Raw genomic sequence first — 20,596 nt, 5'->3', positions numbered from 1 at the left:
GCTGGTCGGGATTATCCGTACGCGTTACCATATTGGCTTTCGTCATTGATCAGGATAACTATGAAACGCGCCGTTGTTGTATTTAGTGGAGGTCAGGACTCCACCACTTGTCTGGCGCAAGCGCGGCATCAGTATGATGAAGTGCATTGTGTCACGTTTGATTATGGTCAGCGCCACCGCGCAGAGATTGATGTCGCGCGCGCACTGGCGTTAAAACTTGGCGCACGCGCGCATAAAGTGCTGGATGTCACTTTGCTGAACGAACTGGCGGTCAGCAGCCTGACGCGGGATAGCATTCCGGTGCCGGACTATGAACCGAACGCTGACGGTATCCCCAATACTTTCGTACCGGGACGCAATATTCTCTTTCTGACGCTGGCGGCGATTTACGCTTATCAGGTCAAAGCCGAAGCGGTGATCACCGGCGTTTGCGAGACCGATTTTTCCGGCTATCCAGACTGTCGCGATGAGTTCGTCAAAGCGCTGAATCACGCGGTGAATCTGGGCATGGCGAAAGATATCCGTTTCGAAACGCCCTTAATGTGGATTGATAAAGCTGAAACCTGGGCGCTGGCCGATTATTGGGGCCAACTGGATTTGGTTCGCGAAGAGACGCTGACCTGCTATAACGGCATTAAAGGCGATGGCTGTGGTCATTGCGCAGCCTGTAATCTGCGCGCTAACGGCCTGAATCATTATCTGTCGAATAAAGCGGCGGTGATGGCGGCAATGAAGCAAAAAACCGGGTTAAGGTGATTGTTTTGCCGGATGGCGGCGCATGCACCTTATCCGGCCTGGCGATATTCACCATGGTCAATATCGCCAGGCCGGACAAGTTCAACGCCATCAGACTGCGAAGCGTTATTGCACCATCTGTTCCAGCTTTTCACGCAATTCGCCTTCCAGCGGCAGCGCTTTTTGCGTTTTTAAATCAATACAAACAAACGTGATGAGCGCATCGGCCACCACCTGCCCTTCTGGCTCCAGCGTAATCGTCTGGCTTAATACGCCGCTTTTACCGTTAAGCTGTTGTACCTGGCTGGTCACGGTCAGTAGATCGCTCAATACCGCCGGACGACGGTAATTTATATTGATGTTTACCACCACAAAGGCAATATTGCGGGCCGTCATCCACTGAAAGCTGTCGCTGTTTTCCAGCCCATCCCAACGGGCCTCTTCCAGAAACTCCAGATAGCGGGCATTATTAACATGTTGATAAACATCAAGATGATATCCACGAACTTTGATTTGTGTTTGCATAGCGCAATAACCTTACGTTGTTGTTATAAGTAAACGACAAGTACAGAGGTCATAACTGGTATGACCTCTACAGTCTGGCAAATTTTGGCCACTGTGCAAGTGATTACAATGTTAAAACTGCCAGATTACGCTCCACCAGCGCGCTTCCCATTCCCGGCACCTGCTTTAAATCATCCACCGTTTTAAAAGGACCATACTCCTCCCGATAGCTCACAATAGCCTGCGCTTTTTTCAGCCCAACGCCGTTCATCACCCGCGCCAGATCCTCCGCAGACGCGGTATTAATGCTCACCCTGGTACCTTCATCATCGCTGGCTTTAGCAGGTAATGCCGCTTTGGCGGAGGATGAAGAAGGCGTATCCGCTTTTGTTTCCACCGCTGCATTTTTTGCGACAGGCGTCGCCGCCAGCGTGCTATGGGCCATGCCCGCGCAGGTTAAAGAAAGTGTAATAAGCAGTGCTTTAATTCCGTGTTTCATACTGTTTTCTCCTTGTTTGTTAACAGTGCAGCCACGATAGCGGGGCGGAGAAAAACGAACAAACGGCAATTCTCAGAAATGGAAAAGGCCGCGAAAGCGGCCTTTGTGGGATACAACGTTTTGCAATTTTTTGCGAAGCGCCTCGACGATTACTGCTGTTCCAGAGCGTCGCCGATTTTGATTTTCGCCTCTTTACGCAGATTGCTCATCAGCGCCTCAAAGACAATTTGCGCATTGTTCTGCGTGATGCCCTGCACCATCGCTTTTTTCTGCGCTTCCGGCATGGCGCCCGCTTTCACCTCGTCAAACGCCAGCAGAACGACGTTACCCTGCATATCGTTCGCCACGCCATAAACTGGCTTATCTTTCGTCGGAAGGCTTAACGCAAAGGCCGCCTGACTCACCGGATCCTGACTGGTACGACTTAACGTTTTAGGCTCGCCAAAACTCAGACCCGCCGCTTTCATCGCTTCCGCGCCTTTGCCCGCTTTCAGCTCGACCAGCAGTTTTTCCGCATCCAGCTTCGCCTGTTGTTCCGCTTTGTTATGCTTCACCAGGGCAGTGACCTGTTCTTTCACTTCTGCCAACGGCTTCACGGCTTCAGGTTTATGTTCGCTCACGCGCACAACAAAAGCCCGGTCGCCATCTACGGTGATAATGTCTGAATTCGGTCCCGGCGTACCGTTTTCGCCTACCAGACCGCCATTAAAGATAGCATCGGCTACCGGTTTGAAGTTCAGCTCTTCAGGTAAGGTGTCACGGCTAAACCAGCCGGTTTCAACCGCTTTTACGCCAGCGACCTGTTCAGCGCCTGCTAACGACTCATTGTCGTTGCTTGCCGCATCGCTCACCTTCTGCTGCAACGCATAGTAAGCATCCAGCGCTTTTTCTTGTTTCACTTTCGCGGCAATGTCGTCGCGAACCTCGCTTAACGGTTTCACTTTGGCAGGCTGAATATCATCCAGACGCGCCACCAGAAAACCGACAGACGACTTAATCACGCCAGATATCTGTCCTTTTTCTTTTAATCCGGCGTTTTTCAGTTCCGGCACCGTGGCAGACTCTTCCAGCCAGCCCATATCGCCGCCATTACGCGCAGAGATGATATCGGTAGATTTCTCTTTCGCCAGCGTGGCGAAATCTTCGCCCTTGTTCAGCGCATCCAGTACCGCTTTCGCATCATCTTCCGTTTTGGTCTGAATAATGCTGTAACGAATACGCTCCGGCTGAGTAAACTGATCTACATGCTGGTCATAATAGGCCTGAATATCCGCATCGCTGACCGGCGCCTGCATCGTCGCGGCATCCAGCTTGATATAGCTTACGCGGAACTGTTCCGGCGTCATAAAGCGGACTTTATTCTGATCGTAGTAGCTGGACACTTCCTGATCGGTCACCTGCTGCTTCGCCGCCAGCGCGTTGACATCAATAACGGCTTCACGCACCACGCGCTGTTGAGAGACTAATGCCGCCAGTTCGTCGGTTTCCCCTTTCAGCATAAAATCAGTACCGGCCACGCCGTTGATCAGTTGCTGAGTGGTAAGCTGGTTACGCAGCGCCTGAGCGTACTGATCGGCCGTCATTCCCATCTGATTCACAATCGCGTTATAGCGGTTGTTGTCAAACTTACCGTCCACCTGAAAAGCGGGAGTGGCGAAAATCGCCTGCTTTACCTGCTCATCGCTGATGCCCAGTTTCAGTTCGCGGGAATATTGATCCAACAGCGCTTCATCTATCAGACGATTCAGCACCTGCTGGCGCAGGCTTTTCATATAACCTTCGTTGGCCGCCAGTTCAGAATACCTGTCGCCCAACTGCTGCTGCATACGGTTACGTTCGTTATTAAACGCATTCTCAAACTGTGCCCGGCTGATTTCCTGGCCATTCACTTTTGCGGCGTAGTTATTGCTTCCGCCAATCAGGTAACCACTAACGCCGGTCAAAATGAACGACACGATAATGATAACGAAAATAATCTTGAGCACGAGACTGTTTGCAGCCGTGCGTAAGCTGTCCATCATGGTGTAACCACACTCCGCTGTAGGTGACTTTACACTTTATCTTTCAGGCGGCTTCTCCGCTGGCTACTGAGTGATTCGCTCAGTAGCCGCGTCGACGCAACCTGAATGATTTGCGTATAGAGACTTCACGCGCATCGCATTTTCTGAACGCGGCGCACAAAAGCCTATTGTGACAAGAAACGAGGGCAATTGTCAGCCCGCAACGCACAGAAAGTCCCGAATCGCCAATAAAAAAGGCACATCAGTTGATGCGCCCTTGTACTTTGTCACATCCCCCGAGGGGATCACGCTTAGTTTACCGCGTCTTTCAGCGCTTTACCTGCACGGAAACTCGGCACTTTGGCAGCGGCGATGGTGATCTCTTTACCTGTTTGCGGGTTGCGACCAGTACGGGCAGCACGCTCTTTAACAGCAAAAGTACCAAAGCCTACCAGTGCAACGTCATCCCCTTCTTTCAGAGATTCGGTAACAGAAGCAATAATCGCATCTAACGCACGTCCAGCCGCAGCCTTAGAGATATCAGCCCCTGCAGCAATTTTTTCGATCAGTTGAGATTTATTCACTCTTCTCTTCCTCTTTATAATTTATATCGCACCTGAATCCTTCGAAGTACGACCGCGCAGCAGTTATATCAGGCCTGCCACGCCCTTACAACACCCGTTAATGGTGGCAGACCCAATCAACCATCTAAATTAGCTATACAAAAAAAGGCTGGCAAGTCCGAAATAGCCTGCCAGCCCTGTTTTTATTAGCGCTATTTGCGCGAGGTCACTATTTTGCGGTTACAACCTGCATTCCAGACGGTTCGTTTTGCAGAGCAAGCGTCAGAACTTCCTCAATGCGCTTAACCGGGTGAATATCCAGATCGGCAATCACGTTGTCCGGAATCTCCTCCAGGTCACGTTTATTTTCGAATGGAATTAAGACCGTTTTAATCCCGCCGCGATGCGCCGCCAACAGTTTCTCTTTCAGGCCGCCGATCGGCAACACCTGACCACGCAGCGTGATCTCACCGGTCATTGCCACATCTGCGCGCACCGGATTACCGGTCAGGCAGGAAACCAGCGCGGTACACATCGCGATACCGGCGCTTGGACCGTCTTTCGGCGTTGCGCCTTCCGGCACGTGAACGTGGATATCGCGTTTTTCGTAAAAGTCCGGATTAATACCCAGTTTTTCCGCGCGCGCGCGCACCACGGTCAGCGCCGCCTGAATAGATTCCTGCATCACTTCACCGAGCGAGCCGGTGTAGGTCAACTTGCCTTTGCCCGGGACGCAGGCGGTTTCGATGGTCAACAGATCGCCGCCCACTTCCGTCCACGCCAGCCCTGTCACCTGACCTACGCGGTTTTCGCTATCCGCGCGGCCATAATCAAAGCGCTGGACACCGAGGTAGTCGTGCAGATTATCACCGTTAATTTCGATATGTTTTAACGACTTATCGAGCAACAGTTGTTTAACCGCTTTGCGGCACAGTTTGGAGATTTCACGCTCCAGACTACGCACGCCCGCTTCACGCGTGTAATAGCGGATAATACCGATAATCGCGCTATCGTCGACCGTCAGTTCTCCTTTCTTCAGCGCGTTACGCTCGATCTGCTTCGGCAGCAGGTGACGTTTAGCAATATTCAGCTTCTCATCTTCGGTATAACCGGACAGACGGATCACCTCCATACGATCCAGCAGCGGCGCCGGAATGTTCATGGAGTTGGAAGTGGCGACAAACATCACATCGCTGAGATCGTAATCCACTTCCAGGTAATGATCGCTGAACGCCACGTTCTGCTCCGGATCCAGCACTTCCAGCAGGGCGGAAGCCGGATCGCCGCGCATGTCCGAAGACATTTTGTCGATCTCATCGAGCAGGAACAGTGGGTTTTTAACCCCCACTTTGGCCATTTTTTGGATCAGTTTACCCGGCATAGAGCCAATGTAAGTCCGGCGATGACCGCGGATTTCCGCTTCATCACGCACGCCGCCCAGCGCCATACGGATGTATTTACGCCCTGTTGCTTTAGCGATGGACTGGCCCAACGAGGTTTTACCTACCCCCGGCGGCCCCACCAGACACAGGATCGGCCCCTTGATTTTATTTACACGGCTTTGAACCGCGAGATACTCAAGGATGCGGTCTTTCACGCGCTCCAGACCATAATGGTCAGTATCGAGGATTTCCTGCGCCTGACGCAGGTCTTTTTTGACCTTGCTACGCGCATTCCACGGCACCTGCACCATCCAGTCGATGTAGCCGCGCACCACGGTCGCTTCCGCCGACATCGGAGACATCATTTTCAGCTTCTGCAGTTCCGCTTCCGCTTTCTCTTTCGCCTCTTTCGGCATTTTCGCCGCGTCGATCTTACGCTTCAGCGCTTCGTTTTCGTCCGGCGCGTCGTCCATCTCGCCAAGTTCTTTCTGAATCGCTTTCATTTGCTCGTTCAGATAGTACTCGCGCTGGGATTTCTCCATCTGCTTTTTCACGCGGTTGCGAATGCGTTTCTCAACCTGCAGCAGATCGATTTCAGATTCCATCATCGCCATCAGATATTCCAGACGTTCGTTAACGTCGGACATCTCCAGTACGGACTGTTTATCCGCCAGTTTCAGCGGCATATGCGCGGCGATGGTGTCAGCCAGACGTGCAGGGTCGTCAATGCTATTGAGTGACGTCAGCACTTCCGGCGGAATTTTTTTGTTCAGCTTGATGTAGCCTTCGAACTGGCTGATGGCGGTACGCACCAGCACTTCTTGTTCACGCTCATCAATGGCTGGCGAATCAAGGTACTCCGCCTTCGCGGAGAAATGTTCGCCGTTGTCAGACAGCGCGGAAATACGCGCGCGCTGTAACCCCTCGACCAGCACTTTTACGGTGCCGTCAGGCAGTTTCAGCATCTGCAAAATAGAGGCCACGGTCCCGACGGTGAAAAGATCGTTTACACCCGGCTCATCCGTTGATGCTTCCTTCTGGGCGACCAGCATGATTTTTTTATCATGGTCCATAGCCGCTTCCAGACAACGGATAGATTTTTCCCGCCCTACAAATAAGGGTATGACCATGTGCGGATAAACCACCACATCGCGCAAGGGCAATACGGGGATTTCAATGCGTTCAGAACGCTCAGGATTCATAGAGCTCTCTCTTAGTTTAGTGTCCGCCAGGTAATCAGATAGTATAGCTGTGCTCCATACCACCTATAACATGTACGTCAGTATATGGGGATGTTTCCCACACATTCAACGGCGTGTTTACAGGAAAAACGAAAGGGGAGATAAAATCCCCCCTTTTTTGGCTAACTGATTGTATGAATGTTTAATTATTCGCCAGAAGCCTGCGCTTCCGGTTTGCCGTAAATCAGCAACGGCTTACTCTGACCGGCAATTACGGACTCGTCGATCACCACTTTTTCGACGTCTTCCATAGATGGCAAATCGTACATGGTATCCAGCAGCGCCGCTTCGACGATAGAACGCAGACCACGGGCACCAGTTTTACGCGCCATTGCTTTCCTGGCGATAGCGTCCAGCGCTTCGTCACGGAATTCCAGATCGACGCCTTCCAGGTTAAACAGCGCCTGATACTGCTTGGTCAGCGCATTTTTCGGCTCTTTCAGGATTTGAATCAGCGCTTCTTCGCTGAGTTCGTTCAGCGTCGCCACCACTGGCAGACGACCGATAAACTCAGGAATCAGACCAAATTTGATCAAATCTTCCGGTTCAACCTGCGACAACAGCTCGCCTTCACTGGCTTTGTCGGACTTCGCTTTCACCGTCGCGCCAAAACCAATGCCGGAGCCGGTTTCAACACGGTTAGCGATCACTTTATCCAGACCGGCAAACGCGCCGCCGCAGATAAACAGAATCTTAGAGGTATCTACCTGTAAGAACTCCTGCTGCGGATGTTTGCGACCGCCCTGAGGTGGAACCGCGGCGACAGTGCCTTCGATCAGTTTCAGCAACGCCTGCTGTACGCCTTCGCCGGAAACATCGCGGGTAATGGACGGATTGTCTGATTTACGCGAAATCTTATCGATTTCATCAATGTAGACAATCCCACGCTGCGCTTTTTGCACGTCGTAGTCGCATTTCTGCAACAGTTTCTGAATGATATTCTCGACGTCTTCCCCCACGTAACCCGCTTCGGTCAGCGTGGTCGCATCCGCCATAGTGAACGGCACATCCAGCAAGCGCGCCAGCGTTTCCGCCAGCAGCGTTTTACCGGAACCGGTCGGTCCAATCAGCAGAATGTTGCTTTTGCCTAACTCGACGCCATTGCTGGTATCGCCGTTACGCAGACGCTTGTAGTGGTTATAGACCGCCACCGCCAGCACTTTTTTCGCCTGCTCCTGGCCGATAACGTAATCGTCCAGGTGAGTACGAATTTCATGCGGCGTCGGCAGCGCACTACGTTCACGGTGCGGAGCAACTTCTTTAATTTCTTCGCGAATAATGTCGTTACATAAATCGACGCATTCGTCGCAGATATACACGGATGGACCGGCAATCAGCTTGCGCACTTCATGCTGGCTTTTGCCGCAAAAAGAGCAGTACAACAATTTGCCCGAGCCATCTTTGCGTTTATCTGTCATGAGTCAAAACCTCTTCTTTGTTCTTTGTGCCGCACACGACGACGCAAATGCCATTCTCAGGCGCAAGCCGCTAATCAGCGTTGTGCCGCCCTTCATTAGTATATACACAAAATCATTCGAGCTACATCAAGGCGGCAACTCGGCGACTCCGCAGGCGCTTATATAAGTAAGTCACCGGGAGGCGCGCTGGCAGCCAACACCGAGGTAGCGTGAAGGATGAAGTGTATAGCGGCACACTTGCGTCCAGGGCATCAATTACGATGGGTCAAAATTGAGTCAACCAAACCGTACTCTACCGCTTCAGGCGCGGAGAGGAAGCGATCGCGCTCAGTATCACGTTCAATCTGCTCAAGAGATTGACCCGTATGATGCGCCATAAGTTCATTCATGCGCCCTTTTACTTTCAAAATTTCGCGGGCGTGAATTTCAATATCCGTCGCCTGGCCCTGATAGCCGCCCAGCGGCTGGTGGATCATGACGCGAGAGTTCGGCAAGCAGAAACGTTTGCCTTTCGCCCCGGCAGTCAGCAGAAACGCCCCCATAGAGGCCGCCTGTCCCATACAAATGGTGCTGACGTCTGGCTTAATAAACTGCATGGTGTCATAGATGGACATCCCCGCAGTAATTACGCCGCCAGGAGAATTAATGTACAGATAGATATCTTTTTCCGGGTTTTCCGCTTCCAGGAACAGCATCTGCGCCACGATCAGGTTAGCCATATGGTCTTCGACCTGGCCGGTCAGAAATATGACGCGTTCCTTAAGTAGACGAGAATAGATATCAAAAGAGCGCTCACCGCGTGAGGTCTGTTCAATGACCATCGGCACCAGCGCCATATGAGGGGCCAAATTATCTCGTTCTCCGCTGTATGACATTTCCGTCTCCTGGATAAAAATTGAAAAAACCTGCTGTACTGATTGTAACCTGATGGACGGATTATCAGCCAGTCCCTCTGTAATGGGTACGGCATCGCCATAATTCAAGCATAACAATCTTTTGCTCTAACGCTAACACTGAAACGCGGTTTTCGCACCCTTACCATGCAAAATGCGTGACAAAAAAAACCCGTCACTGAAAGGTGACGGGTTTTTGTGCAAATTTCGTGCTTTTAACGCGAAAAATTACGCTTGCTGGTTCATCAGCTCATTGAAGGAAGTGGCTTTTTCAGACACTTTCGCTTTTGCCAGAACCGCTTCAACAGCCTGTTCTTCCAGAGCGACGTTACGCATATTGTCCATCAGCTCTTTATTTTTGCTGTAGAACTCAATCACTTCTTTCGGATCTTCGTAAGCAGACGCCATCTCTTCGATCAGGCCTTTAACGCGTTCTTCGTCCGCTTTCAGCTCGTTGGTACGAATGACTTCGCCGAGCAGCAGACCGACAACTACACGACGCTTAGCCTGTTCTTCGAACAGTTCGCGCGGCAGCTCCAGAGCCTGTTTCTCGTTGCCACCAAAACGCTGCGCAGCCTGACGACGCAGAACGTCGATTTCGCTGTCGATCAGCGCAGCCGGTACGTCGATGTCGTTAGCTTTTACCAGACCTTCGATCGCCTGAGACTTAACGCGGTTACGCACCGCGCCTTTCAGCTCGCGTTCCATGTTTTTACGTACTTCAGCGCGCAGACCGGCTACGGAACCATCTTCAACGCCGAAACGTTTGATGAATTCTTCAGTCAGTTCCGGCAGTTCGCGTTCTTCAACTTTCTTCAGGTTGATAACGAACTTAGCCGCTTTACCTTTCAGGTTTTCAGCATGGTACTCTTCCGGGAAGGTCACATCGATAGTGAACTCTTCGCCAGCTTTGTGGCCTTTAACGCCGTCTTCAAAGCCCGGAATCATACGACCCTGGCCCATCGCCAGAACGAAATCGGTCGCTTTGCCGCCTTCGAACTCTTCGCCGTCTACAGAGCCGGTGAAGTCGATGGTCACGCGGTCTTCCGCATCCGCAGCGCCGTCTTTTTCTTTCCAGGTCGCCTGCTGCTTACGCAGGGTGTCCAGCATCACATCAACGTCAGCGTCGGTGACTTCAACAACCGGTTTTTCAACTTCGATGGACTCGAGTCCGGTCAGCTCAACTTCCGGATAGACTTCAAACTCGACGGAGTAAGTGAAGTCTTCACCCACTTTGTATTCGCCCGGAACATAGTTCGGCGCGCCTGCCGGGTTAATTTTTTCTTTGATGATCGCGTCAACGAAGTTGCGGCTCATCAGATCGCCCAGCACGTCCTGGCGAACAGAAGCGCCATAACGCTGAGCGACGATATTCATCGGTACTTTGCCTTTACGGAAGCCGTCAATACGTACTTTTTTCGCTACGTTGACCAGCTCGCTTTTTACAGCGGTCTCGATGCTGTCAGCAGCGATTGTAATCGTTACACGGCGGCCAAGGCCCTGAGTGGTTTCAACTGAAACTTGCATCTTGTTACCTCAAAAAATCACAGTGCTCGGTCAACTCTACTCCGCAAGCACGTGCTATTTGCTTCGCGGAACCGGGATGTTCTCATAATCAATCACATTCCCTGTCGTCAGAATCATCCCGAAGACGTTCATATATAAGACGGCGCATTATAGCGGCATCACTTTTGTGAGTCGAGAACGGTGATTGTGCGATGCTGCGGCGGTTTTCACAATTCTCGGCTAATTTTTGTCTGAATACTGTACGACACGCTCAAAATTCAGACAAAACAAAACGGCCCGCAGGCCGTTTTCACATAATTCTGTAGCAACATACTGGAAAAGCGGAGGTAGTTGCAAATCCGTTTTGCTACGCGATGCTTCCCGCGCCGCGACAAGGAGGCGACGCGAAGATAGTATCCTGCAATCCTTCCCACTCTTTGAGGGTATAAGTATGCAGTGCCAGCGCATGTACGGTTGTGGAAAGTTCCGCCGTTAACGTACCGTAAATCATCCGATGACGATTAAGAAAACGTTCGCCTGTAAAGCGATCGCTCACCAGCACGACCTTAAAATGGCTTTCCGATCCTGCTGGAACATTGTGACGATAGCTTTCATCCACAACTTCGAGAAACACGGGGTCGAACGCTGTCCTTAATTTTTCTTCTATTTGCTCACGTATCATCATGAAAATCTCCTCCGACAACGCTGTGATGTCACCCATCCCTTTAAATACTAGCCGCTTTTACCGTTTCCATTACAGCATGACAACAAAAATTTAGCTTTCGTCTGATTATTTCAGCCAAACGTATGAAGTTTACTGCCTTAATCATTCTTTTAGCGCTCAAAATCCCCGCTCGCGCCGTTATCAATACCAAATCGGACATTACGACGAATTTACCTGCGTTGACCACTTCCCCTCGCCGTTAGCGGTGTTATGATGGCGGGAATTTTTACCTATCACGTTTTAAGCGTCATTGAGAGCCTGAATATGTTAAAAAAACTTCTCTTTCCGTTAGTCGCTCTGTTTATGCTGGCAGGATGCGCCACACCGCCGACGACCATTGACGTCGCGCCGAAGATCACCTTGCCACAGCAGGACCCGAGCCTGATGGGCGTCACCGTTAGCATTACCGGCGCGGACCAACGCCAGGATCAAGCGTTAGCGAAAGTCACGCGTAACAACCAGTTGGTAACGTTAACCGCCTCCCGCGATTTACGCTTCCTGTTACAAGAAGTCCTGGAAAAACAGATGACGGCACGGGGCTACATGATCGGGCCTAACGGCGCGGTTAATCTGCAGATTATTGTTAACCAACTGTATGCTGATGTTTCCCAGGGCAGCGTGCGCTACAACATCGCGACCAAAGCGGATATCGCGATTATTGCGACCGCGGCAAATGGCAGCAAGATGACCAAAAACTATCGCGCCAACTACTCTATTGAAGGGGCGTTCCAGGCCTCTAACCAGAATATTGCCGACGCGGTAAACAGCGTTCTGACCGATACCATTGCTGATATGTCTCAGGACACCAGTATTCACGATTTTATCAAGCAAAACGCCCGTTAATAGCAACAACAAGACCCGGCAGAAGCCGGGTCTGTAGATGCCTATGTCAAGTCAATATTTACGTATTTTCCAGCAACCGCGCTCAGCCATTCTGCTGATATTGGGTTTTGCCTCCGGTCTCCCGCTGGCGCTCACTTCCGGTACGCTACAGGCGTGGATGACCGTCGAGAATATCGATCTTAAAACGATTGGCTTCTTCTCGCTGGTTGGTCAGGCCTATGTGTTTAAGTTTCTCTGGTCCCCGCTGATGGACCGCTACACGCCGCCTTTTTTAGGTCGTCGTCGCGGTTGGTTACTCGCCACCCAACTGTTATTACTGGCGGCGATTGCGGCGATGGGCTTTCTTGAACCCGGCACGCAGCTACGCTGGATGGCGGCGCTGGCGGTGGTGATTGCTTTTTGCTCCGCCTCGCAGGATATCGTGTTCGACGCCTGGAAAACCGATGTTTTACCCGCAGAAGAACGCGGCGCTGGCGCGGCAATCAGCGTGCTTGGCTACCGGTTGGGGATGCTGGTTTCCGGCGGACTGGCGCTATGGCTGGCCGATCGCTGGCTCGGCTGGCAGGGCATGTACTGGCTGATGGCGGCATTGTTGATCCCCTGCATTATCGCCACCTTACTGGCGCCGGAACCGACCGATACTATCCCGTCCCCGAAATCGCTGGAACAGGCCGTCGTCGCGCCGCTACGCGATTTCTTTGGCCGTAACAACGCCTGGCTGATTTTACTGCTCATTGTGCTTTATAAACTGGGTGACGCCTTCGCCATGAGCCTGACCACCACCTTTTTGATTCGCGGCGTCGGCTTTGACGCCGGCGAAGTCGGTGTGGTCAATAAAACGCTGGGCCTGCTGGCGACGATCGTCGGCGCGTTATACGGCGGCATATTAATGCAGCGTCTTTCGCTGTTTCGCGCGCTGCTGATTTTCGGCCTTTTGCAAGGCGCGTCCAACGCCGGTTACTGGTTGCTCTCCATTACCGATAAAAACATGTTCAGCATGGGCGCGGCGGTCTTTTTCGAAAATCTGTGCGGCGGGATGGGTACTGCCGCCTTTGTCGCCTTATTAATGACGCTATGTAATAAGTCGTTTTCCGCAACACAGTTTGCCCTACTGTCGGCCCTCTCCGCAGTAGGCCGCGTTTATGTTGGTCCTGTGGCAGGCTGGTTCGTTGAAGCACACGGCTGGCCGACATTCTACCTCTTCTCAGTTGTCGCCGCCGTTCCCGGGCTGTTACTGTTGCTGGTCTGTCGGCAAACGCTGGAATATAGCTGGCAGAGCGAGCGTTTCATTCCCCGCACGCAATACCGTGGCGCCTACAATTTCGCGCTTTCAATCCTGCTCGCGGGCGTCGCTTTGCTGGCGGTGTGGGTACTCCTGCTGACCATGAACGCGTTGGATTACACTAACTTCTCATTCCTGTCCGGATTGCTTGAAACTGCGGTAGCGATTGCCGTGTGCGGCATTGTCTTTGGCGGGTTGCTGGACTACCTGGCGCTACGAAAAACACGCCTGCTGTAAAACATTATTTGCCGTTGTAATAACGACCCGGAATTATAACGGCTAAATAACCATCAATTGATAAAAAATATATTTGTCTTTTTGTGCGCAACAGAATTTTGGAAATTATTGGTAATTTCTACGCTACCTATTTTCTTTACACGATTCAGCCGATTAAATTTAAATTTCTGCCGTTGATTGTCCTTTCATTGATAATAAATTGTTAAGTAATTGTTTTATTTTTACATTGGTTATACCAATTATCCCTCAACATCCCACTTACAGACCTCATCCGTTATAACGCAAAGTTTCAACAGTGTCTTAAAGTTATTTCGACATACTTGGCAACATATGTGACATGCGCGGCAGAACTTGGTAACACAGAACCAATCATGTTTACAGTAATGTAACCTTACCGTAAAATGCCCCTACACTTTAAACGCCACCAGGTCCCGTGGAATTGAGGTCGTTAAATGAGACTCAGGAAATACAATAAAAGTTTGGGATGGTTGTCATTAATTGCAGGCACTGCATTACTCAGTGGCTGTAATTCTGCGCTGCTGGATCCCAAAGGACAGATTGGACTGGAGCAACGTTCGCTGATACTGACGGCATTTGGCCTGATGTTGATCGTCGTTATTCCCGCCATCTTGATGGCTGTTGGTTTCGCCTGGAAGTATCGTGCGAGTAATAAGGATGCGAAGTATAGCCCGAACTGGTCACACTCCAATAAAGTGGAAGCCGTGGTCTGGACGGTGCCTATCTTAATCATCATTTTCCTTGCCGTACTGACCTGGAAAACCACGCACGCGCTTGAACCAAGCAAGCCGCTGGCGCATGACGAAAAACCGATCACCATCGAAGTGGTTTCCATGGACTGGAAATGGTTCTTCATCTATCCGGAGCAGGGTATCGCCACCGTCAACGAGATCGCCTTCCCGGCGAACACGCCGGTTTATTTCAAAGTGACCTCTAACTCCGTGATGAACTCCTTCTTTATCCCGCGTCTGGGTAGCCAGATTTATGCCATGGCCGGTATGCAAACACGTTTGCATCTGATCGCCAACGAACCCGGAACCTACGATGGCATCTCCGCCAGCTATAGCGGCCCGGGCTTCTCTGGTATGAAGTTTAAAGCTATCGCCACCGAAGACCGCGCAGAATTCGACCAATGGGTCGCAAAAGCGAAGCAGTCTCCGAACACCATGAATGATATGGCGGCGTTCGAGAAAGTGGCTATGCCAAGCGAGTACAACAAGGTGGAATATTTCTCCAGCGTGAAACCAGATTTGTTCAAGGACGTTATTAACAAATTCATGGACCACGGTAAGAGCATGGACATGACCCAACCTGAAGGTGAGCACAGCTCGCATGAAGGAATGGAAGGTATGGACATGAGCCACGCGGAATCCGCCAACTCCAAGGGTTGAGGAAGATAAGATGTTCGGAAAATTATCACTGGATGCAGTACCGTTCCATGAACCTATCGTCATGGTAACGATCGCTGCAATTATCGTCGGGGGACTGGCGATACTGGCAGCGATTACTTACTTCGGTAAGTGGACCTACCTATGGAAAGAGTGGTTAACGTCAGTTGACCATAAACGCCTCGGCATCATGTATATCATCGTCGCGATTGTGATGCTGTTACGTGGTTTCGCCGATGCCATCATGATGCGTAGCCAGCAGGCGCTTGCCTCCGCAGGCGAAGCGGGTTTTCTACCGCCGCACCACTACGATCAGATCTTTACCGCTCACGGCGTAATCATGATCTTCTTCGTGGCGATGCCCTTCGTTATCGGTCTGATGAACCTGGTGGTTCCGCTGCAGATCGGCGCGCGCGACGTTGCTTTCCCTTTCCTGAACAACCTGAGCTTCTGGTTCACCGTTGTCGGCGTTATCCTGGTTAACCTCTCGCTGGGCGTGGGTGAATTCGCGCAGACAGGGTGGCTGGCTTATCCGCCTCTATCGGGAATAGAGTACAGTCCCAGCGTCGGGGTCGATTACTGGATATGGGCGTTGCAACTCTCGGGTATTGGTACGACGTTAACCGGTATCAACTTCTTCGTGACGATCCTGAAGATGCGTGCGCCGGGTATGACAATGTTCAAGATGCCGGTCTTTACCTGGGCCTCTTTGTGCGCCAACGTACTGATCATCGCCTCTTTCCCGATTCTGACGGTTACCGTCGCGTTGCTGACCCTGGATCGCTATCTGGGCACCCATTTCTTTACCAACGATATGGGCGGCAACATGATGATGTACATCAACCTGATTTGGGCCTGGGGCCATCCGGAAGTGTACATTCTGATTCTGCCGGTCTTCGGGGTATTCTCCGAAATCGCAGCGACCTTCTCGCGTAAACGTCTGTTCGGCTATACCTCGCTGGTTTGGGCGACCGTCTGTATTACCGTACTGTCGTTTATCGTTTGGCTGCACCACTTCTTCACGATGGGCGCAGGCGCGAACGTTAACGCCTTCTTCGGTATCACCACCATGATTATCGCCATCCCGACCGGGGTGAAGATCTTCAACTGGTTGTTCACCATGTATCAGGGCCGTATCGTCTTCCATTCCGCAATGATGTGGACCATCGGCTTTATCGTGACCTTCTCGGTCGGCGGTATGACCGGCGTGCTGCTGGCGGTACCGGGCGCGGACTTCGTCCTGCACAACAGTCTGTTCCTGATTGCGCACTTCCATAACGTGATCATCGGCGGCGTAGTGTTTGGCTGCTTCGCGGGTATGACCTACTGGTGGCCGAAGGCGTTTGGCTTCAAGCTGAACGAAACCTGGGGTAAACGCGCCTTCTGGTTCTGGATTATCGGTTTCTTTGTAGCCTTTATGCCGCTGTACGTACTGGGCTTCATGGGCATGACCCGTCGCCTCAGCCAGCAAATTGATCCGCAGTTCCATACGATGCTGATGGTTGCCGCCGCCGGCGCCGCGCTGATTGCGCTGGGTATCCTGTGCCAACTGATTCAGATCTTCGTTTCTATTCGCGACCGCGATCAGAACCGCGATCTGACCGGCGACCCATGGGGTGGCCGTACGCTGGAGTGGTCAACCTCGTCTCCGCCGCCGTTCTATAACTTTGCCGTTGTGCCGCACGTTCACGAACGTGACGCCTTCTGGGAAATGAAAGAAAAAGGCGAAGCGTACCAACAGCCTGGACAGTATGAAGAGATTCATATGCCGAAAAATAGCGGTGCCGGTATTGTTATCGCCGCCTTCGCGACGGTATTTGGCTTCGCCATGATCTGGCATATCTGGTGGCTGGCGATAGTGGGTTTCGCAGGCATGATCATCAGCTGGATTGTAAAAAGCTTTGATGAAGATGTGGATTACTACGTGCCGGTCCCGGAAGTCGAAAAACTGGAAAACCAGCATTTCGATGAGATTACTAAGGCAGGGCTGAAAAATGGCAACTGATACTTTAACGCACGCGACTGCCCACGCGCACGAACACGGGCACCATGACGCAGGCCAGAACAAAATCTTCGGATTTTGGGTCTACCTGATGAGCGACTGCATTCTGTTCTCTATTCTGTTTGCTACCTATGCCGTTCTGGTGAACGGCACCGCTGGCGGCCCGACAGGTAAGGACATTTTCGAACTGCCGTTCGTTCTGGTTGAAACCTTCCTGCTGTTATTTAGCTCCATTACCTACGGCATGGCGGCGATCGCCATGCACAAGAACAACAAGAGCCAGGTTATCTCCTGGCTGGCGTTGACCTTCTTGTTCGGTGCCGGATTTATCGGGATGGAACTCTATGAATTCCATCACCTGATTGTTAACGGTATGGGCCCGGATCGCAGCGGCTTCCTGTCTGCGTTCTTCGCGCTGGTCGGCACGCACGGTCTGCACGTCACTTCCGGTTTGATCTGGATGGCGGTGCTGATGGTGCAAGTTGCCCGTCGCGGTCTGACCAGCACTAACCGTACCCGCATCATGTGCCTGAGCCTGTTCTGGCACTTCCTGGATGTGATTTGGATTTGCGTATTCACTGTTGTTTATCTGATGGGGGCGATGTAATGAGTCATTCTACCGAGAGCGGCGGCGCATCCCACGGCAGCGTAAAAACGTACATGACCGGCTTTATCCTGTCGGTCATCCTGACGGTTATTCCATTCTGGATGGTGATGACCGGCGCTGCCTCTCCGGCCGTTATTCTGGGATCTATCCTGGCAATGGCAGTGGTGCAGATTTTGGTGCATCTGGTGTGTTTCCTGCACATGAACACCAAATCTGATGAAGGCTGGAACATGACGGCCTTCATCTTTACCGTGCTGATCATCGCCATCCTGGTTGTGGGCTCCATCTGGATTATGTGGAACCTCAACTACAACATGATGATGCACTAAGAGCGGCGAGTATGATGTTTAAGCAATACCTGCAAGTAACGAAACCAGGCATCATCTTTGGCAACCTGATCTCGGTGATCGGGGGATTTCTGCTGGCCTCAAAGGGCAGCATTGACTATCCCCTGTTCATTTATACGCTGGTCGGGGTGTCACTGGTTGTGGCGTCGGGTTGTGTATTTAACAACTACATCGACAGGGATATCGACAGGAAGATGGAAAGGACCAAGAATCGGGTGCTGGTCAAAGGCCTGATTTCTCCTGGCGTCTCGCTGGTATACGCCACCCTGCTGGGTATTGCTGGCTTTATGCTGTTGTGGTTTGGCGCCAATCCTCTGGCCTGCTGGCTGGGGGTAATGGGCTTCGTGGTCTACGTTGGCGTGTACAGCTTGTACATGAAGCGTCACTCCGTTTACGGAACGCTGATTGGTTCTCTCTCCGGCGCAGCGCCGCCGGTGATTGGCTACTGCGCCGTAACGGGCGACTTTGACAGCGGCGCGGCGATCCTGTTGGCTATTTTCAGCCTCTGGCAGATGCCGCACTCTTACGCCATCGCCATTTTCCGCTTTAAGGACTATCAGGCGGCCAATATCCCGGTTCTGCCGGTGGTAAAAGGAATCTCAGTCGCTAAAAACCACATCACGCTGTATATCATTGCGTTTGCCGTTGCAACGCTAATGCTCACGTTGGGCGGTTATGCCGGTTACAAATACCTGGTGGTCGCCGCGGCGGTCAGCGTTTGGTGGCTCGGCATGGCGCTACGCGGTTACAAAGTGGAAGATGATAAGGTCTGGGCGCGCAAGCTGTTCGGCTTCTCTATCATTGCGATTACCGCGCTGAGTATCATGATGTCCGTTGATTTTATGGTGCCGAATTCGCAGAATCTGCTGACTTACGTCTGGTAAGACTTTTGATGGCGTATCGCTTGATACGCCATTATTTTCGCTCGCAGTTACAGAAAAATGCCTGCCTTAAGCATATCCATCTCTTTACCGTTAACCATTCCCGTCACAGCAGTCACGCTATAGCTATCAACATCGCAAAATTCCGGCTGATAGACAGGTTGTAATGTCGATTCACGGAGCGTATCAGACTTATACCCTTGTAAATTGCGGTTCTGCGTATTTAGCCCAAAAGGCTCAAATGCGATAACCTGCTGTGACATCGCCCCGGCCTTATTTTTCAGCGCCAGTGAGACGCGTAAATTCTCTATACTGCTGATTCTGTCCGTTTTGACGACAAACTCCAGCTCGCATGCATAGCCGCTGCCCTGGCTCGCACCGAAAACACGATCACGATTGAAGGTTAACTTCGGCAAATTCTTTTCACGCATTGCCACAGCCTCAGCGCGGGCCTGTCGGTCTTTTTCGCAGGTCACCTGAAAATGGGGATCGTCTGCAAAACTTGTTCGCCCCTGAGCAAACAACTCCGCTGCCTTCCGGCAGTCCGTGTCGACAAACTGACCGTTGGTATACATCCAGGCAAGATAGTTTAAAGCGCGAGACTTGCCCATCTTCGCCGCCCGTTCAAAGAATTCAAACGCCCGAGCGTAATCAAGCGGAACCTGCGTCCCGGAGTAATAGCTCTCACCAAGATTTATGAGCGCATCGGCATTCCCCTGCGCAGCCGCCAACTCGTACCACTGCACCCCCTTCTGCAGATCGCGCTTAATCCCTCGTTTTCCATTCAAGTAGAAGTAACCGAGTATATTCTGCGCATCAGCCTGGCCCAATTCAGCAGCCTTGCGGAACCATTGCAACGAACGCGCCTCTTTATCGTCGACCTCAACAAAACCAGAGTCATAGAGGCTACCAACGATAAAGTTAAGTTCAGGGTCTCTCTCCTGCGCCCACAGCTCCGCAAGGTGCAGGATATCCGCCTTTGAATAACCCAGGCGCGTGATGCGCGCGGCCATCGCGCTCCCGCCGCTGGCATACTGGCGTAATGTTTCAATAAACCGGGAACGCTGAGTAATATCGCTTTCTGCGGCTTGCTTTGCCGTATCTATTTCGTCGGCTATCAGGCGCGTCACCGTCTGCGCATCAGTATCGGTGTCTGCTTTACTGGTTTTATCCGCAAGCTCTTTTGCCAAAACGTCATCCTGCATCACCCCCAGGCCATGCAGATAAAAATAACGAGCGTTGTAGCAGCCATAGGGTTCTTCAACATGACAAGCCTGCTCATAATACTTGATAGCCTGTATCGTATCTTTCGGCACAGCAACGCCGTACTCATAAATAAACCCCAACTCCGCCAGCGCTTGAGCGTTATTATCTTTGGCTAACGCCTTTAGCTCATTTAGCGCCTGAACATCTTTCTGCGCAATACGGCTATACAACGCGTCAATATCACCACCTGCCTGGCATACCGATGCGAAAGAAAGCCCAAGCAGAAGCAAAAGATTCCATTTCCGTTTTATCATTTTTCA

General features: G+C 51.7%; 18 protein-coding genes. 8 read left to right on the top strand and 10 right to left on the bottom strand.

Going from position 1 to position 20,596, the window contains the following annotated elements; genetic code table 11:
• The first annotated feature begins 60 nt into the window (after positions 1-60).
• Positions 61-756, top strand: coding sequence for a 7-cyano-7-deazaguanine synthase QueC (gene queC / locus NA986_RS11400; RefSeq protein WP_000817201.1), 696 nt, complete (start codon positions 61-63; stop codon positions 754-756).
• A gap of 105 nt (positions 757-861) precedes the next feature.
• Here queC and fadM read toward each other — a convergent pair whose 3' ends face one another.
• From fadM to bolA, 9 genes are all read right to left on the bottom strand, one after another.
• Positions 862-1,260 carry a long-chain acyl-CoA thioesterase FadM gene (gene fadM / locus NA986_RS11395; RefSeq protein WP_001194543.1) on the bottom strand — a complete coding sequence of 133 codons (399 nt, stop codon included), beginning with the start codon at positions 1,258-1,260 and terminating at the stop codon, positions 862-864.
• 103 nt (positions 1,261-1,363) lie between these two features.
• Positions 1,364-1,738, bottom strand: a complete 375-nt coding sequence (locus NA986_RS11390) for a helix-hairpin-helix domain-containing protein (protein WP_070793891.1) — start codon at positions 1,736-1,738, stop codon at positions 1,364-1,366.
• A 149-nt stretch (positions 1,739-1,887) separates the two neighbouring features.
• Positions 1,888-3,759 (bottom strand): peptidylprolyl isomerase, encoded by a 1,872-nt coding sequence (gene ppiD, locus NA986_RS11385; RefSeq protein ID WP_000969434.1) that lies wholly within the window; start codon positions 3,757-3,759, stop codon positions 1,888-1,890.
• A gap of 290 nt (positions 3,760-4,049) precedes the next feature.
• The gene (hupB, locus tag NA986_RS11380; protein ID WP_254888479.1) at positions 4,050-4,340 is read right to left on the bottom strand and encodes a nucleoid-associated protein HU-beta; all 291 of its coding nucleotides are present in this window, start codon (positions 4,338-4,340) and stop codon (positions 4,050-4,052) included.
• 190 nt (positions 4,341-4,530) lie between these two features.
• Positions 4,531-6,885, bottom strand: coding sequence for an endopeptidase La (gene lon / locus NA986_RS11375; RefSeq protein WP_001067723.1), 2,355 nt, complete (start codon positions 6,883-6,885; stop codon positions 4,531-4,533).
• 185 nt (positions 6,886-7,070) lie between these two features.
• Positions 7,071-8,342 (bottom strand): ATP-dependent protease ATP-binding subunit ClpX, encoded by a 1,272-nt coding sequence (clpX, locus tag NA986_RS11370; protein ID WP_000130314.1) that lies wholly within the window; start codon positions 8,340-8,342, stop codon positions 7,071-7,073.
• 251 nt (positions 8,343-8,593) lie between these two features.
• The gene (gene clpP / locus NA986_RS11365) at positions 8,594-9,217 is read right to left on the bottom strand and encodes an ATP-dependent Clp endopeptidase proteolytic subunit ClpP (protein ID WP_000122257.1); all 624 of its coding nucleotides are present in this window, start codon (positions 9,215-9,217) and stop codon (positions 8,594-8,596) included.
• 246 nt (positions 9,218-9,463) lie between these two features.
• Positions 9,464-10,762 carry a trigger factor gene (gene tig / locus NA986_RS11360; RefSeq protein WP_001198403.1) on the bottom strand — a complete coding sequence of 433 codons (1,299 nt, stop codon included), beginning with the start codon at positions 10,760-10,762 and terminating at the stop codon, positions 9,464-9,466.
• A gap of 346 nt (positions 10,763-11,108) precedes the next feature.
• Entirely contained in the window at positions 11,109-11,426 is a 318-nt protein-coding gene (gene bolA / locus NA986_RS11355) for a transcriptional regulator BolA (RefSeq protein ID WP_000973433.1), read from the bottom strand.
• Positions 11,427-11,729: 303 nt separating this feature from the next.
• On the opposite strand from bolA, the gene NA986_RS11350 reads away from it, so the two are divergent.
• The 7 genes from NA986_RS11350 (at position 11,730) to cyoE (ending at position 19,073) form a co-directional block, all read left to right on the top strand.
• Positions 11,730-12,308 (top strand): lipoprotein, encoded by a 579-nt coding sequence (locus tag NA986_RS11350; protein WP_001537832.1) that lies wholly within the window; start codon positions 11,730-11,732, stop codon positions 12,306-12,308.
• A gap of 43 nt (positions 12,309-12,351) precedes the next feature.
• Positions 12,352-13,827 (top strand): muropeptide MFS transporter AmpG, encoded by a 1,476-nt coding sequence (gene ampG, locus NA986_RS11345; protein WP_023215772.1) that lies wholly within the window; start codon positions 12,352-12,354, stop codon positions 13,825-13,827.
• A gap of 452 nt (positions 13,828-14,279) precedes the next feature.
• Positions 14,280-15,236: a cytochrome o ubiquinol oxidase subunit II gene (gene cyoA / locus NA986_RS11340; RefSeq protein ID WP_001239447.1), complete on the top strand. Its 957-nt coding sequence runs from the start codon at positions 14,280-14,282 to the stop codon at positions 15,234-15,236.
• Between the two features lie 10 nt (positions 15,237-15,246).
• Positions 15,247-17,238 (top strand): cytochrome o ubiquinol oxidase subunit I, encoded by a 1,992-nt coding sequence (gene cyoB / locus NA986_RS11335; RefSeq protein ID WP_000467158.1) that lies wholly within the window; start codon positions 15,247-15,249, stop codon positions 17,236-17,238.
• Complete coding sequence (locus tag NA986_RS11330; protein WP_000179833.1) at positions 17,228-17,842, top strand: cytochrome o ubiquinol oxidase subunit III; 615 nt, start codon at positions 17,228-17,230, stop codon at positions 17,840-17,842. The genes cyoB and NA986_RS11330 overlap by 11 nt, the downstream gene beginning before the upstream one ends.
• The gene (locus tag NA986_RS11325; protein ID WP_000019878.1) at positions 17,842-18,171 is read left to right on the top strand and encodes a cytochrome o ubiquinol oxidase subunit IV; all 330 of its coding nucleotides are present in this window, start codon (positions 17,842-17,844) and stop codon (positions 18,169-18,171) included. The genes NA986_RS11330 and NA986_RS11325 overlap by 1 nt, the downstream gene beginning before the upstream one ends.
• An 11-nt stretch (positions 18,172-18,182) precedes the next feature.
• Positions 18,183-19,073: a heme o synthase gene (gene cyoE, locus NA986_RS11320; RefSeq protein WP_000971352.1), complete on the top strand. Its 891-nt coding sequence runs from the start codon at positions 18,183-18,185 to the stop codon at positions 19,071-19,073.
• 47 nt (positions 19,074-19,120) lie between these two features.
• On the opposite strand, the gene NA986_RS11315 is transcribed toward cyoE, so the two are convergent.
• Positions 19,121-20,590, bottom strand: coding sequence for an SEL1-like repeat protein (locus tag NA986_RS11315; protein WP_070793890.1), 1,470 nt, complete (start codon positions 20,588-20,590; stop codon positions 19,121-19,123).
• Positions 20,591-20,596 lie beyond the last annotated feature (6 nt).

It is taken from the genome of Salmonella sp. NW177, assembly GCF_051811585.1.
In the GTDB taxonomy this organism is placed as follows: domain Bacteria; phylum Pseudomonadota; class Gammaproteobacteria; order Enterobacterales; family Enterobacteriaceae; genus Salmonella; species Salmonella enterica.
This window is presented reverse-complemented; position numbering and strand designations above follow the sequence as displayed.